Annotated in this window: 13 protein-coding genes; 9 read left to right on the top strand and 4 right to left on the bottom strand. The window is 69.8% G+C overall.

From position 1 onward, the window contains the following. Window positions 1-50: 50 nt before the first annotated feature. Entirely contained in the window at window positions 51-818 is a 768-nt protein-coding gene (locus tag ACYVJS_RS05340; protein WP_137418083.1) for an ABC transporter ATP-binding protein, read from the top strand. Then, entirely contained in the window at window positions 815-2,269 is a 1,455-nt protein-coding gene (locus ACYVJS_RS05335) for an ABC transporter permease (protein WP_460738432.1), read from the top strand. Before ACYVJS_RS05340 ends, ACYVJS_RS05335 begins: the two co-directional genes overlap by 4 nt. A gap of 38 nt (window positions 2,270-2,307) precedes the next feature. Here the strand turns inward: ACYVJS_RS05335 and ACYVJS_RS05330 are convergent, their stop codons facing one another. Next, window positions 2,308-2,805, bottom strand: a complete 498-nt coding sequence (locus ACYVJS_RS05330; RefSeq protein WP_460738430.1) for a hypothetical protein — start codon at window positions 2,803-2,805, stop codon at window positions 2,308-2,310. Window positions 2,806-2,880: 75 nt separating this feature from the next. Between ACYVJS_RS05330 and ACYVJS_RS05325 the strand changes: the two genes are divergently transcribed. Further along, window positions 2,881-3,489 (top strand): 2-phosphosulfolactate phosphatase, encoded by a 609-nt coding sequence (locus tag ACYVJS_RS05325; RefSeq protein ID WP_460738428.1) that lies wholly within the window; start codon window positions 2,881-2,883, stop codon window positions 3,487-3,489. A gap of 4 nt (window positions 3,490-3,493) precedes the next feature. Here ACYVJS_RS05325 and ACYVJS_RS05320 read toward each other — a convergent pair whose 3' ends face one another. The 3 genes from ACYVJS_RS05320 to ACYVJS_RS05310 form a co-directional block, all read right to left on the bottom strand. After that, window positions 3,494-3,982, bottom strand: coding sequence for a SprT-like domain-containing protein (locus tag ACYVJS_RS05320; protein ID WP_274286336.1), 489 nt, complete (start codon window positions 3,980-3,982; stop codon window positions 3,494-3,496). A 37-nt stretch (window positions 3,983-4,019) separates the two neighbouring features. Next, a complete protein-coding gene (locus tag ACYVJS_RS05315) occupies window positions 4,020-4,547 on the bottom strand; it encodes a hypothetical protein (protein WP_460738426.1) in 528 nt (175 codons plus the stop codon). 209 nt (window positions 4,548-4,756) lie between these two features. Then, window positions 4,757-5,623 (bottom strand): spermidine synthase, encoded by an 867-nt coding sequence (locus tag ACYVJS_RS05310; protein ID WP_460738424.1) that lies wholly within the window; start codon window positions 5,621-5,623, stop codon window positions 4,757-4,759. A 33-nt stretch (window positions 5,624-5,656) separates the two neighbouring features. Between ACYVJS_RS05310 and ACYVJS_RS05305 the strand changes: the two genes are divergently transcribed. From ACYVJS_RS05305 to ACYVJS_RS05280, 6 genes are all read left to right on the top strand, one after another. After that, window positions 5,657-6,412 carry a 5-oxoprolinase subunit PxpA gene (locus tag ACYVJS_RS05305; protein ID WP_460738422.1) on the top strand — a complete coding sequence of 252 codons (756 nt, stop codon included), beginning with the start codon at window positions 5,657-5,659 and terminating at the stop codon, window positions 6,410-6,412. After that, entirely contained in the window at window positions 6,409-7,941 is a 1,533-nt protein-coding gene (locus tag ACYVJS_RS05300) for a 5-oxoprolinase subunit B/C family protein (RefSeq protein ID WP_460738420.1), read from the top strand. The genes ACYVJS_RS05305 and ACYVJS_RS05300 overlap by 4 nt, the downstream gene beginning before the upstream one ends. A 248-nt stretch (window positions 7,942-8,189) precedes the next feature. After that, entirely contained in the window at window positions 8,190-11,693 is a 3,504-nt protein-coding gene (gene rpoB / locus ACYVJS_RS05295; RefSeq protein WP_460738418.1) for a DNA-directed RNA polymerase subunit beta, read from the top strand. Between the two features lie 44 nt (window positions 11,694-11,737). Beyond that, the gene (rpoC, locus tag ACYVJS_RS05290; protein WP_460738416.1) at window positions 11,738-15,613 is read left to right on the top strand and encodes a DNA-directed RNA polymerase subunit beta'; all 3,876 of its coding nucleotides are present in this window, start codon (window positions 11,738-11,740) and stop codon (window positions 15,611-15,613) included. Between the two features lie 111 nt (window positions 15,614-15,724). Next, window positions 15,725-16,459, top strand: coding sequence for an alpha/beta fold hydrolase (locus ACYVJS_RS05285; protein ID WP_460738414.1), 735 nt, complete (start codon window positions 15,725-15,727; stop codon window positions 16,457-16,459). A gap of 62 nt (window positions 16,460-16,521) precedes the next feature. Further along, window positions 16,522-17,133 (top strand): hypothetical protein, encoded by a 612-nt coding sequence (locus ACYVJS_RS05280; RefSeq protein ID WP_460738412.1) that lies wholly within the window; start codon window positions 16,522-16,524, stop codon window positions 17,131-17,133. The last annotated feature ends 5 nt before the right edge of the window (window positions 17,134-17,138 follow it).

Genomic DNA, 17,138 nt, shown 5'->3' with positions numbered 1-17,138 from the left:
CGCCGGGCGGGCGACGCGGCCGATCCCCCCGGATTCATAGCGTCGGAGACATGCACATCTCCTCCAGCGAACTCGGCCTCGCCGCGCGTGTCTCGCGGCTCACGAAGACCTACGGCAGCGGCGCCGGCGCCGTCCGCGCCCTCGACGACGTCGCGGTCGGCATCCGCCGCGGCGAGTTCACCGCCATCATGGGCGCCTCCGGCTCCGGCAAGTCGACGCTCATGCACATCATGGCCGGCCTCGACGCCCCGACGAGCGGGTCGGTGTGGATCGGCGACACCGACATCACCGGCCTCGGCGATCGCGAGCTGACCGTCTTGCGGCGCCGCCGAGTCGGCTTCGTGTTCCAGTCCTTCAACCTCGTGCCGACGCTGGATGTCATCGGCAACATCACGCTCCCCTTCGACCTGGACGACCGTCGCCCGTCGGCGATGGAGCGTGCGCGGATCGACATGCTCGTCGAGACGCTCGGGCTGCGCTCGCGTCTGACGCATCGGCCCCACGAGCTCAGCGGCGGGCAGCAGCAGAGAGTGGCCATCGCCCGCGCCCTCGCCACGGCACCCGATCTGCTCTTCGCCGACGAGCCGACCGGCAACCTCGACTCCCGCACCGGGCGCGAGGTGCTGGCACTGCTGCGCGCCGCGAGCCGGGAGCACGGACAGTCGATCGCGATGGTCACCCATGACCCGATCGCCGCGAGCCACGCCGACCGTGTGATCTATCTCGGCGACGGCCGTGTCGTCGCCGATCACCGCGGGCAGAGCGCGGAGCAGATCGCCGCCTTCATGCTCGCCGCGGAGCAGGGAGCCGTCGCGTGAGCGCCGTCGTGCTGCCCGCCTCGGGGAGGGGGCTAGCGCCCCTCGCATGGCTGCGCGAGCGCGGGATGGGGGCGAGCATCCTCGTCTCCGCCATCTCCACGGCGTTCGGCGTCATCCTCATCTCCGCCACCGGGTACATCGCGGCCCTCCTCCGCGCGGATCCCTACATCGGCGACAGTGGCACGCTCGCCTTCGTGCTCAGCTTCCTCACCATCCTGCTGGTGGGTGTCGCGGTGTACGTCGCAGCGGTCGTCACGGCCAACACCTTCGCCACGGTCGTCGCCGGCCGGACGCGCCGGATCGCCCTCCTCCGCCTCATCGGCGCCTCCGCGCGTTCACAGCGCACGGAGCTGGCGCGACAGGGTCTGATCGTGGGGACGATGGGTGCGCTCGTCGGTCTCGTCGGCGGAGCGCTGGTCGCGATCATCGGCGTCGGAGCAGCCGATTGGATGCTGGGCCTTGACGTCTCCTTCACGCCCGTGGAGCCGATGCTCGTCGTCCCCGCGGTGATCGTCGCGCTCACCACGTGGGCTGCCGCATGGGCGGGATCGCGGCGGGTGCTCACCGTCACGCCGCTCGAGGCCCTCGGCGGGTCGGTGGAGGCGCCCTACGCTCGCGCCGCACGGCGCACCGGACGCAATGTCACGGCGCTCGCCCTGCTGGTGCTGGGTGCGCTCCTGCTGGGCGGCGGGATCGCCTTCGGGCTCCTCAGCCCCACGGGCGTGGTCGTCGCCTTCTTCGGCGGCGTGCTGTCGTTCACGGGGCTCGCGCTGGGTGCGACGCTCGTGATGCCGCCCGTTCTGCGCCTGGTCGGCTCGATCTTCGGCCGTTCGGCCATGTCGCGGCTGGCCGCACAGAACGCCCTGCGCTACCCCGAGCGCTCGAGCCGGATGGCGATCGGTGTCGTCATGGGCGTCACGCTCATCACGATGTTCGCCGTCGCGATCGCCTCCACGAAGGCCGTCTTGACCGCGGCCGGCGGCGGAGTCCTGGACGACGACATGTCGCGCGTGCTCGACACCTTCTCCGCCGTCATGATGGGGCTCGTGGCCGTCTCCGCCGTGATCGCGGGTGTGGGCCTGATCAACCTGCTGACGTTGGGTGTGGTGCAGCGGCGGCGGGAGCTCGGCCTGCTGCGCACTCTCGGGGTCTCGAACGCGCAGCTGCGCGCCATGGTGCTGCGCGAAGCCGCTCACATCACGATCGCGGCCACCGTGACCGGGTTGCTGCTCGGCATCGTGTACGGGTGGGCCGGGGCGCAGTCGCTGCTGGGCTCTGTTCCGGTTGATCCCACCCGTCCGCCCGAGCCCACCTTCGTGCTGCCGGCCATCCCGCCGATCCCCGTGCTCGTGATCGTCGCGGCGACGACCGTGCTCACCCTGGTCGCCGCGGTCGTGCCGACCCGGCTCGCCACGCGCGTCGCCCCCATCGAGGCGCTCGCCGAGGCGTGAGCCGTGGAGCGGGTCCGCTCCGGAGCGTGCGGACCCGCTCAGGCCGAGGCGGCGGCCTCCGGATCGTGCGCCCACGAGGGCGCGAGCGCGCGGATGCGGGAGGCCCGCCACTGCCACGTCGCCCACAGCACCGGCCAGAACAGCGGGGCGGTCCGACCCTCGATCACGAGCCGCTCGCGCCAGAGCGTCCGGCCGTATCCCGCGGGGCTCACCGCCATCTGGTGGTCCCACACGTCCAGCGACGCGAGGGGACCTGTCAGCGGCGCCCCCGAGTCGCGGAAGATCCGCACCGGGCCGCGGAGTTCGTCGACTGCGCGATCGCTGACCGAGATGAGCTGGGAACCGAGGGGCAGGAGTCCGCCGACGAAGAGCCCCACGGCGACGTCCTGGCCGCTCTCCCAGCTGGTCGGAAGCGGACTGAGGGGCTGCATGTCGATCAACGGACCGTAGAGCTCCGCGACGGCGCGCGGTGAATGCAGCGCCCGCCATGCCGCATCCGGATCGCAGTCGATGACGAACTTCAGCAGGATGCGCATGGCACCAGTCTGCCCCGCGCGTCTCGCAACGTCACGCGGCTCTGCGCCGCAGCAGGGTCGCCCTACGCTGGAGGGATGCCCGAGCTCACCGACCAGTCGCGCTACCAGATCCGCTTCGAGTGGGGAGCTTCGGGGGTGCGCCGGCTCGCCGCATCCGACGTGGTCGTGATCGTGGATGTGCTGTCCGCGTCGACCGAGGTCGTGGATGCGGTCGCCGCCGGCAGCGCGGTCCCGCTCACCGAGACGGGGGTCGCCGAGCTCGCCCGGGCCGCTCGCGATGCCGGCGCGGTCGTGCTGCTCGGGGCCCTGCGCAACGCAGCGTCCGTCGCCGCCGCGGTGCTGGCGGAGCAGCAGGATCGCGGTGCGCGCACCTCCGTCGCGGTGATCGCCGCGGGAGATACGGATGCGGCCGGCTGGCGCGTCGCGGTCGAGGATCAGCTCGGCGCGGGGGCCGTGATCGACGCGCTCGGAGCGCTCGGTCTCGACCACACCTCGCCCGAGGCCGCAGCTGCGTGCGAGTCGTTCCGCGGCCTGCAGAGCGCGGTGCGGCACCTGCTCACGGCGAGCGCGAGCGGACAGGCGCTGCTGGAGGCGGGGGCGCGCGAGGCAGTGCTGTCCGCGGCGACGCTCGATGCCGCGTCCGCGGTGCCGGTTTTGCGGGACGGCGTCTTCGTCGCGGCGTGAGGCCTCAGCGCGGCGTGGACGCCGCCATCCGCGCGGCACGCGTGATCTCGCGCCTGGTCCAGGTGAACGCGAAGCGCGGGTCGTAGCGCGGCGCGCAGCTCGCGCAGGACGTCGGACGGGTCGCCTTGCGGTGCCGGTAGACGACGTGTCCGTTGGGGCACACGCCTACCCAGGGGGCGAGGTCCGTCGCCGTCTCGCCGTGGTGGGTCGCGCCGCCCACGTATCCGAGCTCGCGGGCGACCCGCTTCCACGCTGGCCCGTGCCCTGCGGCGGAGCCTGCCAGCGCGTGCGCGACCTCGTGCAGGAGCGTCTGGTGGTTGGTGTCGTCGTCGTAGCGGGCGCTCAGATAGCGCGACAGGCTGATGCGGCGCTTCGTGTAGTCGCAGAGACCGGCGCGACGTTTTGCGTTGTCGAAACCGAAGCTCCAGCCGTCATCCAGGTGCAGAGCGATCAGGGCCTCCGCCCAGACGCGCACGCGCTGCAGATCCGACATGGGACGAGCGTAGATCGAGCCGCGGACAGCGGGCGGCTCAGCTGGCGACGCTCGCCGCGATGCGGCGGCGATCGACCGTGTCGATGGCGAGCAGCGTCGTCTCGAGCTGATCCTCGGGTGCCCCGGCCTGCTGGCGCAGGAACAGCGTGCGCTTGAAGTCGGCGCGGGCCGCATCCAGGTCTTCGCCGTCCAGGTGCACCTTGCCGCGGTGCTGATAGGCGAAGGCGGCGATGCCCGCCCAGCCCTGACCTTCGGCCTCCTCGGCGCAGGTCGTGAGCTCGTGCGCCGCGGCGCCCAACTGTCCGCGCTCCTGCTGGACGGTGGCGTGCAGGATGCGGGCGCGCAGCAGATCCTTGCGGGTGCCGGCCATGCGCGCGGTGCGCACCGTCTGCTCGGCCACGAGGAGTGCCTCGTCGAGCTGGCCGGTCACCTTCAACAGCCAGACGCGCTCCATCAGCGCGGCGAGGCTCCGCTGCGAGCCGATCTCTTCGAGCCGCTCCAGGCATTCCCGCTCGTCGACGATCTCACGCAGCGTCTCCGGGTGGTGCCCCCTGATATAGCTCACGTTGCTCCCTTCGTGCCGGCGCCGCATCCAGTGTCGCCGACCTGTGCCGCTCGGCGCTTCAGGCACGCCGCACCCACCCCGCCCGCCTTCCCCCGCGAGACTGCATTTCCATGACGAGATCACGGGTAAACACAGTGATCTCGTGCTCGAGATGCAGTCTCGCGGTCAGGGGAGAGGGCGAGGGGAGAGCGGGCGCGCCTAGGCCGCGCTCAGAGTTCGAAGAGGGATGCGGCGGGTTTGGGCGAGGGGGTGGCGGTCGCATCCGTCGCGGGGACCGCGCCGCGTACGAACTCGTCGAGCTCCGCACCGATCGCGACCTTCGCCGGATGCGGCCCCGCCGCCATGAGGCGCGGCAGCCACGCCGTCGGCAGGGGCGCGGCGGATGCGGCGATCACGAGGTTGCCGAAGCGTCGCCCCTTGAGCGTCTGCACCTCGGCGAGCAGCGCGATCTCCGGGAGTACCTCCCGCACGGTCGCCACCTGACGTCGGGCGAAGGCGAGGCCCGCGCCGTCGGCGACGTTGACGAGCAGCACGCCGTCCGCGGCGAGCAGGCGCGCGGCCTGGCGGTAGAACTCCACGGTGGTCAGATGCGCGGGCGTCTGGGCCCCGGCGTAGACATCCGACACGAGGAGGTCGACGTTGCCCACCAGCGAGTCGGGCAGCCGTGCGAGCCCCGCCCTGGCGTCCCCGATGCGCACCCGGATCTGCGCGCCACGTGGCAGCGGGAGGTTCGCGCGCACCAGATCGACGAGCGCTTGCTCGAGTTCGATGACCTGCTGACGCGAACCAGGGCGCGTGTGGGCGATGTAGCGGGGAATCGTGAGAGCGCCCCCGCCGAGATGCACCGCGGTGAGCGGTTGACCGGGCAGCCGCAGCTGGTCGATGACGGCCGCCATCCGTCCGATGTACTCGAAGTGTAGGTGGGTCGGATCGTCGAGGTCGACGTGCGACTGCGGGGTGCCGGCGACGTCGAGCTCGAATCCGCTCGTGAACGACGAGGGTGCGATGCGGGCGATCGAACCGTCCGACAGCCTCGCCTCCGGATGCGAGACGTGCTCGTAGCGCGCGCGGGCCATGACTCCACAGTACGGCGGCACTACCGTGTGCACATGCCCTCGATCGATCTGAACGCGGACCTCGGCGAGACCGTCGAGGGCGAGCCCACCGCGGACGACGCGGCGATGTTCGCGGTGATCTCCAGCGCCAGCGTCGCGTGCGGCGGCCACGCGGGCGACCCCGACGCGATGCGCGCCGCGGTCGCCCTCGCCGCGGCGCAGCGCGTCGCCATCGGCGCGCACCCCTCGTATCCCGATCGCGCCGGCTTCGGGCGACAGGCCCTGCGGATCGCGCCCGCCCGACTTCGAGGCGAACTCGCCGCACAGCTGGGCGCGCTGCGCGCAGCCGGTGCCGACATCCGCTACGTGAAGCCGCACGGTGCGCTGTACCACGCGGCAGGCAGCGATCCGCAGACGGCGTCGGCGGTCGTCGCCGAAGTCACCGCCCTCGCCGCCGAACTCGGCCGACCCGTGCCCGTGCTGGGACTCGGAGGGCGCCTGCGCGAAGCGGCGGCGGATGCGGGCGTCCCGTTCTTCGGCGAGGCGTTCCTCGACCGCGGGTACCTGCCGAACGGCACGCTCGTGCCCCGGGGCATGCCGGGGGCGTTGCTCCACGATCCGCAGGAGGTCGCCCGGCGGGCCGTGCGCCTGGCGACCACGGGCGAGGTCGTCGCGGTCGACGGCTCCGTCGTGCGCGCCGAGGCGGTCTCCCTGTGCCTGCACGGCGATACTCCCGAAGCGGTGGAGATGGCCGTGGCCGTGCGCGCCGCACTGGCGGCGGCAGGGGTCGAGGTGCGGGCGCCGTGGTGAGCGACGGGCGGCGCGTCCTGCCCTTCGGGGCGGGCGGCCTGCTCATCGAGCTCGACGACCTGGATGCGGTGCTGGGCCTGCACGCGGCTCTTGTCGCATCCGCTCCGGACGGCGTCGAAGAGCTCGTCCCCGCGGCGCGGACGGTGCTCGTCCGCTTCGACCCGCGCCGCATTGCGGCGCAGGCGCTGCGGGCGTGGATCGCGGCGACGGATGCGGTCGCACCCCGGGCGGACAGCGACGCCCCGGAGGTGACGATTCCCACCGTCTACGACGGCATCGACCTGGCCGACGCGGGGAGCTGGGCAGGGGTGTCGCCCACCGAGCTCGTCGAGCGGCATGTGCGCACGCCCTGGCGGGTCGGGTTCACGGGGTTCGCTCCGGGATTCGCCTATCTCGTGGGGGAGGGGTGGGGCCTCGACGTCCCTCGCCTGGACGCCCCGCGCACGCGCGTGCCCGCCGGCACCGTCGCGCTCGCCGCGGGATTCACGGGTATCTATCCGCGGGCGACGCCGGGCGGATGGCGCCTCATCGGCACGACGACAGCCCCGCTGTTCGATCCGGATGCGGCCGTTCCGGCGCTGCTGACCGCCGGGACACGTGTGCGCTTCCGGCCCGAGCGGGCGCGCGTCGAGCTCTCCGCACCGCCGAGGGCGGCGGTCACGGGTGCGCCGGCGCTGCGCATCGAGGCACCCGGGCCGCTCGCGACGATCCAGGACCTCGGGCGCCCCGGCGCCGGTGCGATGGGAATCGCCGTGTCCGGAGCGGCCGATCGTCGCGCGGCCGCCCTCGCCAATCGCCTCGTCGGCTCAGCGCGCATGGCCGCGGTCGTCGAGATCCTGGTGGGGCCGTTCCGGGCCACGGCGCTCGCCGATCGATGGATCGCGGTGACGGGCGGGCTGGGTGCGATACGCATCGACGGCAGAGAGGCGGACCCGCACCGCGCGCTGTTCTGGCCAGCGCGCTCGGTGCTCGAGGTCGGCCCCCTCGCCTCGGGCCTGCGTGCCTATCTCGCGGTCCGCGGCGGCATCGACGTGCCCCGCAGCGCGGGCTCCCGCGCCACCGACACCCTCGCGGGCCTCGGCCCCGCCCCGCTCGCCGCGGGTGACGAGATCGCCACGGGGGCGGAGATCGCCGGTGAGGTGCCGCCGATCGACGCGGTCACGTGGACGGCGCCCGCCCCGGGCGACGTGACCCTGGAGGTGGTGCCGGGGCCGCGTGCCGACTGGTTCGCGGCCGACGCCGGGCGGACGCTGAATGCCGGCCCGTGGCACGTGTCCGCGGCCGCTGATCGCATCGGCGTGCGGCTGGAGGGGCCCGGGCTGACCCGCATCCGCACGGGGGAGCTGGCGAGCGAGGGCATGGTTCCCGGAGCGCTGCAGGTGCCGCCGGACGGGCGACCGGTCGTGCTCGGGGTGGACGGTCCGGTGACCGGCGGGTACCCGGTCATCGCCGTCGCCACGGCCGACTCCCTGGACCGGCTCGCGCAGGCGAGGCCCGGTACCCGCGTGCGGATCAGGACGGTCGGATGAGTGCAAACGGGGTGGACGCGCGGTTATACCGCAGGTCGCGAAACTCGTCAAGAATTCGACTGGACACGGCGCGTCATCTGACATATAGTTGGTCTTTGCGCTCCCTCCTCCCATGCCCTCATATGGTGGTCGGCCTGCGTGCGTGCCCCCGCAGATAGCGGCGTGCGGTGCGAACGCGTCGGGAAGATCGAGCACTCCATCTGACATCAGAATCACGAGCCCCCGCCCGGGCCCATGGAGGTTATCCCTTGGCTGCCGCGCCCCACGCAAGCACCCCCACCACCAAGACCCCCAAGAACGGACGCGGCGCTTCGCGTCTGTCCTTCGCGAAGATCACCGACACGCTGACGGTCCCCGACCTGCTGGCGCTGCAGACGGAGTCCTTCGACTGGCTCGTCGGCAACGACGCCTGGAAGGCACGGGTCGCCGAGGCCCAGGCCACCGGTCGCACCGACGTGCCGGCCACGAGCGGTCTCGAGGAGATCTTCGAGGAGATCTCCCCGATCGAAGACCTCAGCGAGACGATGCAGCTGAGCTTCACGAACCCCTACCTCGAGCCCGAGAAGTACTCCATCGAGGAGTGCAAGGAGCGCGGCAAGACGTACGCGGCCCCGCTCTACGTCGAGGCCGAGTTCATGAACCACCAGACCGGTGAGATCAAGACGCAGACGGTCTTCATGGGCGACTTCCCGCTCCAGACCGACAAGGGCACGTTCATCATCAACGGCACCGAGCGCGTCGTCGTGTCGCAGCTCGTGCGTTCGCCCGGTGTGTACTTCGACCGCGTCGCCGACAAGACGAGCGACAAGGACATCGTCTCGGCTCGCGTCATCCCCAGCCGCGGCGCCTGGCTCGAGTTCGAGATCGACAAGCGCGACCAGGTGGGCGTGCGCATCGACCGCAAGCGCAAGCAGTCGGTCACCGTCTTCCTGAAGGCGCTCGGCCTGTCCAGTGAAGACATCATGAACGAGTTCGCGGGCTTCAGCTCGATCGAGGAGACCCTCGAGAAGGACACGATCCTCACCAAGGAAGACGCGCTGCGCGACATCTACCGCAAGCTCCGTCCGGGTGAGCAGGTCGCCGCCGAGGCTGCGCGTGCGCTGCTGGACAACTTCTACTTCTCGTCCAAGCGCTACGACCTCGCCAAGGTGGGTCGCTACAAGATCAACCAGAAGCTCGGTCTCGACACCCCGCTGACCGACTCGGTGCTCACGGTCGACGACATCGTCGCGACCATCAAGTACCTCGTCCGCCTCCACCGCGGCGACACGACCTTCGAGGGCGTGCGCGCCGGCAAGAAGGCGGAGATCCGCATCGACGTCGACGACATCGACAACTTCGGCAACCGCCGCATCCGCGCGGTCGGCGAGCTCATCCAGAACCAGGTCCGTACGGGTCTGTCGCGCATGGAGCGCGTCGTCCGCGAGCGTATGACCACGCAGGACATCGAGGCGATCACGCCCCAGACCCTGATCAACGTGCGTCCCGTCGTCGCGGCGATCAAGGAGTTCTTCGGAACCTCGCAGCTGTCGCAGTTCATGGACCAGAACAACCCGCTCGCGGGTCTGACTCACAAGCGTCGCCTGTCGGCGCTGGGCCCCGGCGGTCTGTCGCGTGAGCGTGCCGGCGTCGAGGTCCGTGACGTCCACCCCTCGCACTACGGCCGCATGTGCCCGATCGAGACGCCGGAAGGCCCGAACATCGGTCTGATCGGTTCGCTCGCCTCCTTCGCGCGCATCAACGCGTTCGGGTTCATCGAGACCCCGTACCGCCGCGTCGTGAACGGTCGCGTCACCACCGACATCGACTACCTCACCGCCAGCGAGGAGAACGACTTCATCGTCGCTCAGGCCGGTGTCGAGTTGACCGCCGAAGGCAAGTTCGCCAACGAGCGAGTGCTCGCCCGCCGCGGCCAGGGCGGCGAGGTCGACCTCTTCCCGGCAGAAGAGATCGGCTACATGGACGTCTCCCCGCGCCAGATGGTGTCGGTCGCGACCTCGCTGATCCCCTTCCTCGAGCACGACGACGCGAACCGCGCCCTCATGGGTGCGAACATGCAGCGCCAGGCCGTGCCGCTGGTTCGCAGCGAGTCCCCCGTGGTCGGAACCGGTATGGAGGGCTACGCCGCCGTCGACGCCGGTGACGTCGTCACCGCCAAGCGTTCCGGTGTGGTGGCCGAGGTCTCCGCCGACGTCGTCACCATCCAGACGGATGAGGGCGGCACCGACGACTACTTCCTGCGCAAGTTCGACCGCTCCAACCAGGGCACGTCGTACAACCAGCGCGTGGTGGTCTCGGCCGGTGAGCGCATCGAGGCCGGCGAGGTCATCGCCGACGGTCCCGCGACCGAGAACGGCGAGCTCGCCCTCGGCAAGAACCTGCTGGTCGGGTTCATGACGTGGGAGGGTCACAACTTCGAGGACGCGATCATCCTCAGCCAGGAGCTCGTGAAGGACGACACCCTCTCCTCGATCCACATCGAGGAGTACGAGGTCGACGCCCGCGACACGAAGCTCGGCAAGGAGGAGATCACGCGCGACCTGCCGAACGTGAGCCCCGACCTGCTGAAGGACCTCGACGAGCGCGGCATCATCCGCATCGGTGCCGAGGTCCGCCCCGGTGACATCCTCGTCGGCAAGGTCACGCCCAAGGGTGAGACCGAGCTGTCCGCCGAGGAGCGCCTGCTGCGCGCGATCTTCAACGAGAAGAGCCGCGAGGTCCGTGACACCTCCCTGAAGGTGCCCCACGGCGAGCAGGGCACGATCATCGCGGTCAAGGAGTTCAACGCCGAGGACGGCGACGACGAGCTCGGCTCGGGCGTCAACCGCCGCGTCGTGGTCTACATCGCCCAGAAGCGCAAGATCACCGAGGGCGACAAGCTCGCCGGCCGCCACGGCAACAAGGGTGTCATCGCGAAGATCCTCCCCGTCGAGGACATGCCCTTCCTCGCCGACGGCACGCCGCTCGACGTCATCCTCAACCCGCTCGGTATCCCCGGTCGAATGAACTTCGGCCAGGTCCTCGAGCTCCACCTCGGCTGGATCGCCCAGCAGGGCTGGAAGGTCGAGGGCAACCCGGAGTGGGCCGCGAACCTGCCGAAGGAGGCCTTCGAGGCCCCCGCCGGCACCAAGGTCGCCACCCCGGTGTTCGACGGTGCGTTCGAGTCGGAGATCGCGGGTCTGCTCGACTCGACGAACCCCACCCGTGACGGCGTGCGACTGATCGATTCCAGCGGCAAGACCACGCTGTTCGACGGTCGCAGCGGAGAGCCCTTCCCGGCGCCGATCTCCGTCGGCTACATGTACATCCTGAAGCTGCACCACCTCGTGGACGACAAGATCCACGCGCGCTCGACCGGTCCGTACTCGATGATCACGCAGCAGCCGCTGGGTGGTAAGGCACAGTTCGGCGGCCAGCGCTTCGGTGAGATGGAGGTGTGGGCCCTCGAGGCCTACGGCGCCGCCTACGCGCTGCAGGAGCTCCTCACGATCAAGTCCGACGACATCCTCGGCCGCGTCAAGGTGTACGAGGCGATCGTCAAGGGCGAGAACATCCAGGAGCCCGGTATCCCCGAGTCCTTCAAGGTGCTCATGAAGGAGATGCAGTCGCTCTGCCTGAACGTCGAGGTCCTCTCGGCCGACGGTACGGCTGTCAACCTGCGCGACACCGATGACGACGCCTTCCGTGCGGCGGAGGAGCTCGGCATCAACATCTCCAGCCGGTTCGAGTCCTCGTCCATCGACGAGATCTGACCCCGGCTCACTCACCGAGATTTATTAGGCACACAGGAGAACCAGTGCTCGAATCCACCACTTTCGACCAGATCCGCATCGGGCTGGCCACGGCCGACGACATCCGTCGTTGGTCCTTCGGCGAGGTCAAGAAGCCCGAGACGATCAACTACCGCACCCTGAAGCCCGAGAAGGACGGTCTGTTCGGCGAGCAGATCTTCGGACCTTCGCGCGACTGGGAGTGCGCCTGCGGCAAGTACAAGCGCGTCCGCTTCAAGGGCATCGTCTGCGAGCGCTGCGGCGTGGAGGTCACCAAGAGCTCCGTCCGTCGCGAGCGCATGGGCCACATCGAGCTCGCCGCGCCCGTCACCCACATCTGGTACTTCAAGGGCGTTCCCTCGCGCTTGGGCTACCTGCTGGACATGGCGCCGAAGGACCTCGAGAAGGTCATCTACTTCGCCGCGTACATGGTGATCTCCGTCGATGAGGAGGGCCGCCACCGCGACCTCCCCACCCACGAGAACAACCTGCGTCTCGAGATCAAGAACCTCGGCGACCGCCGCGACGCCCGTGTGGCCGCTCGCCTGGCCGCCCTCGAGGAGGAGCTCGCGACGCTCGAGGCGGAGGACGCCAAGGCCGACGCCAAGAAGAAGGCCAAGGATGCGGCCGAGAAGGAGATGGCTCTCATCCGCAAGCGCGGTGACGAGCAGATCGCCAAGCTCGAGCGCGTCTGGGAGGAGTTCCGCTCCCTCGAGGTCGGCGCCCTCAAGCCCGAGGACGAGATCTTCAACGAGCTCGTCGACCGCTTCGGCCAGTACTTCGAGGCCCACATGGGTGCGGAGTCGATCAAGCGTCGCCTGGAGAGCTTCGACCTGGCCGCCGAGGCCGAGAGCCTGCGCCTGCAGATCTCGGAGGGCAAGGGCCAGCGCAAGATCCGCGCGATCAAGCGCCTCAAGGTCGTCAACTCGTTCCTGTCGACCGGCATGTCGCCGGCGTCGATGGTCCTGGACGTCGTCCCGGTCATCCCGCCGGAGCTGCGCCCGATGGTCCAGCTCGACGGTGGCCGCTTCGCCACCAGCGACCTGAACGACCTCTACCGTCGCGTGATCAACCGCAACAACCGTCTTCGTCGTCTGATCGACCTCGGTGCTCCCGAGATCATCGTCAACAACGAGAAGCGGATGCTGCAGGAGGCCGTCGACGCTCTGTTCGACAACGGTCGTCGTGGTCGCCCGGTCACGGGTACCGGCAACCGCGCCCTCAAGTCCCTCAGCGACATGCTGAAGGGTAAGCAGGGTCGCTTCCGCCAGAACCTGCTCGGCAAGCGCGTCGACTACTCGGGCCGTTCGGTCATCATCGTCGGCCCGCAGCTGAAGCTGCACCAGTGCGGTCTGCCCAAGCAGATGGCGCTGGAGCTGTTCAAGCCGTTCGTGATCAAGCGCCTGATCGATCTCGGCCACTCGCAGAACATCAAGGCGGCCAAGCGCGCCGTCGAGCGCACGCGCCCCGAGGTCTGGGACGTGCTCGAGGAGATCATCCGCGAGCGTCCCGTGCTGCTCAACCGTGCTCCCACGCTGCACCGCCTCGGAATCCAGGCGTTCGAGCCGCAGCTCGTCGAGGGCAAGGCCATCCAGCTCCACCCGCTCGTGTGTGCCGCCTTCAACGCGGACTTCGACGGCGACCAGATGGCTGTGCACCTGCCGCTGTCGGTCGAGGCGCAGGCCGAGGCCCGCATCCTGATGCTCGCGTCGAACAACATCCTGAAGCCGTCCGACGGCCGTCCGGTCACCCTGCCCTCGCAGGACATGATCATCGGCCTGCACCACCTGACCACGGTCAAGGAGGGTGCCGTCGGTGAGGGCCGCGTGTTCGGTTCGGTCGGCGAGGCGATCCTGGCGAAGGACGAGGGCACCCTCGACCTGCAGGCCAAGGTCCGCATCCGCGTTCCCGGTCTGACCTTCCTCGAGGGCGAAGCCCCCGAGGGCTACGAGCGTCACGGTCTCGTCGACGCTTCGCTCGGTCAGGCGATCTTCAACGACACGCTCCCCAAGGGCTACCCGTTCGTGCGCGAACAGGCTGACAAGGGCAAGCTGTCGCAGATCGTCAACAAGCTGGCCGAGGAGTACCCCAAGGTCGAGGTCGCCGCATCCCTGGACCGCATCAAGGACGCCGGCTTCTACTGGGCCACGCGTTCGGGTGTGACCGTTGCGCTCAGCGACGTGCTGACCCCGCCGAACAAGGCGGAGATCATCGCGGGTTACGAGAAGCAGGCCACCAAGGTCCAGTCCCAGTACGAGAAGGGTCTCACCACCGACGCCGAGCGTCGTCAGGAGCTCATCAAGATCTGGACGGCTGCGACCGACGAGGTTCAGGTCGCGATGCGGGCGAACTTCCCCGAGGACAACACCATCAACCGCATGGTCAGCTCGGGCGCCCGTGGTAACTGGCTGCAGATCCGCAACATCGCGGGTATGCGTGGTCTGGTGAACAACCCGAAGGGTGAGATCATCGCCCGTCCGATCATCTCCTCGTACCGCGAGGGACTTTCGGTTGCGGAGTACTTCATCGCGACGCACGGTGCCCGTAAGGGTCTCGCCGACACTGCTCTGCGTACCGCCGACTCGGGCTACCTGACGCGTCGTCTCGTCGACGTGTCGCAGGACGTCATCATCCGCGAGGAGGACTGCGCCACGACCAAGGGGCTGGAGCTGCCCATCGCCGCCGCGGGTGCCGACGGGGTGCTCATCAAGGACGCGAATGTCGAGAACTCGGTGTTCGCCCGCACGCTGGCCGCGGACGCTGTCAGCCCCAGCGGCGAGGTCCTGGCCGAGGCCGGTTCGGATGTGGGCGACGTGCTCATCAACCGTCTGGTCGAGGGCGGCGTCACCTCCATCAAGGTGCGCTCGGTCCTGACCTGCGACTCCGCCGTCGGCGTCTGCGCGAAGTGCTACGGCCGTTCGCTCGCGACCGGCAAGGTCGTCGACATCGGCGAGGCCGTCGGCATCATCGCGGCGCAGTCGATCGGTGAGCCCGGTACGCAGCTGACGATGCGTACCTTCCACACCGGTGGTTCCGCGTCTGCCGAGGACATCACCCAGGGTCTGCCCCGCGTGCAGGAGCTCTTCGAGGCTCGTACCCCGAAGGGTGCATCGCCCATCGCCGAGGCCGACGGACGCATCACGATCGAAGAGACCGAGAAGCAGAAGAAGGTCATCCTCACGCCCGACAACGGTGACGAGCCGCACGTGTACCCCGTGCTCAAGCGCGCGACGTTGCTGGTCGAGGACGGACAGCGCGTCGAGGTCGGACAGCCCCTCCAGGTCGGAACGCTCGACCCGAAGGAGATCATGCGCGTCATGGGCGCCCGCGAGGTGCAGAAGTACCTCGTCGGCGGTGTGCAGGGCGTGTACCGGTCGCAGGGTGTGCCGATCCACGACAAGCACATCGAGGTCATCGTCCGCCAGATGTTGCGCAAGGTCACCGTGGTCGACCACGGCGACACCAAGCTGCTGCCCGGTGAGATGGTCGACTCGCGTCGCTTCATCGACATCAACCGTGCGACCGTCGGCGAGGGCAAGCGCCCCGCGTCGGGTCGTCCGGAGCTGATGGGTATCACGAAGGCCTCGCTCGCGACCGAGTCGTGGCTGTCGGCCGCTTCCTTCCAGGAGACGACCCGCGTTCTGACGCAGGCCGCGATGGAGGGCAAGAGCGACCCGCTCGTGGGCCTGAAGGAGAACGTGATCATCGGAAAGCTGATCCCCGCGGGGACCGGCCTGTCGAAGTACCGCAACGTCACGGTCGAGGCGACCGAGGAGGCCAAGAGCGAGCGGTACCCCAACCGCATCTTCGCCTCGGACGGTGCATACAGCGACTCCGACCTGAGCTACGTCGACTTCGACAGCTTCTCGACGGACGACTTCACCCCCGGGACCTATAACTGATCCCGGACTGACGACGAAGGTCCCCGAGCTCCGGCTCGGGGGCCTTCGTCGTTTCCCGGTCGCAGAGCGGGCATTCGGCTCGCGCCAAGGCCCGGAGGCTAGCCTTCCGGCATGCAGCTCGCCGTCCGCTCCTCAGGCTCCGGTGCGCGCACCGCGATCCTCATCCACGGCATCATGTCCGACTCGCGGGCGTGGCACCGTGTGAGCGACGACCTCGAGCATGCGGGTTTCCGCGTGCTGGCCGTGGACCTCGCCGGACACGGCCGGAGCCCCCGTGCTCGGAGCTACTCGCCCGGCGCCTGGGCCGAGGATGTCATCGAGACGTTGGAACCCGTGCTCGCGCACGCTCCGGATCTGATCGTCGGGCACTCCCTCGGAGCGCTCGTCGCCAGCATCGTGGCCGAGCGCCTCGCCCCCCGTGCCGCCGTCTACGTCGACCCCGCCTTCGCGTTCCCGAGGGGCGTGCGGGGGCTCGCGTACAAGCTCGCCTTCGCGATCGCACCCAAACCGCGTCGGCGGATGCTGCGCCGAATGAACCCCGGCTGGAGCATGCAGGACATAGACCTCGAGCTGTCGTCGCTGCAGGCCTGGGACAAGCGCACGATCCTCGGACTCGCCGACACCCGCGCACTCGTCGCGCCGCGTCGGCCCCGGCAGCCGAGTCTGGTCGTGCTGGCGGAGAAGAGCCTGCTGATCACCCGCACCGTCGCCGCAGCGATGCGCGGTGACGGGCTCACGGTCACGGTGCTGCCGGGGTCGGGCCACACCGTCTTCCGCGACGACCACGCGGGGTTCATGGGACTCGTCCACGGCTGGATCGCCGATCACATTCCCGCCCGCGCCTGACGCCGCGTGCCGCTGCCCCGCTTCGCCGGATGCGACGCGTAGCGTGGATCGGGGAGGTCGGGGTGGCACGGATCGGCGGACGCAACAGCTTCATGGCATGGGTCGTGGGGCTCGGAAGTGCTGCCGTGGTGGCGGCGCTCGTGGTGCTGGCCGTTCCCGCGATCCCGGCGGGCATCCAGATGGTCGGTGACACTCTGCGGTCCTCGACATCCGCCCCCATCGCCCAGGGTGAGGCCCCCGCCCCCGCCCCCGCCTCATCGACCCCGCTGTGCCAGGCCCTCTACACGGACGCGCTGTGGGCGCAACTGACCCAGCGTGCCGGCGGAGTTCCGGTACAGGACACGAGCGCGCCGCGCGTGTCCGCGACCACGCTGGCTGCCTCGCTGGCGCCCGAGGTGACGGTCTCGTGTACCTTCACCGGCATCAACGCCGGCTCCATCGTGACGACGGTGGCGAAGGTGGATGCGGACGCCGCCCGCGTCGCGCGTTCGACGCTGGAGAGCGCAGGCTACGAGTGCAGTGACTTCGGCGACGGCGTTCGCTGCCGGTTGACGACCGCGGAAGGCTCCGAGGACCAGGTCATCCGCGACGGCACCTGGCTGGCGAGCGTGTTCACGGGATGGCACCCCGATCGCTACACCGAACGGGTCGCGCTGCAGCTCTGGCCGAACTGAGCGCG

This window comes from Microbacterium neimengense (genome assembly GCF_054782995.1).
This window is presented reverse-complemented; position numbering and strand designations above follow the sequence as displayed.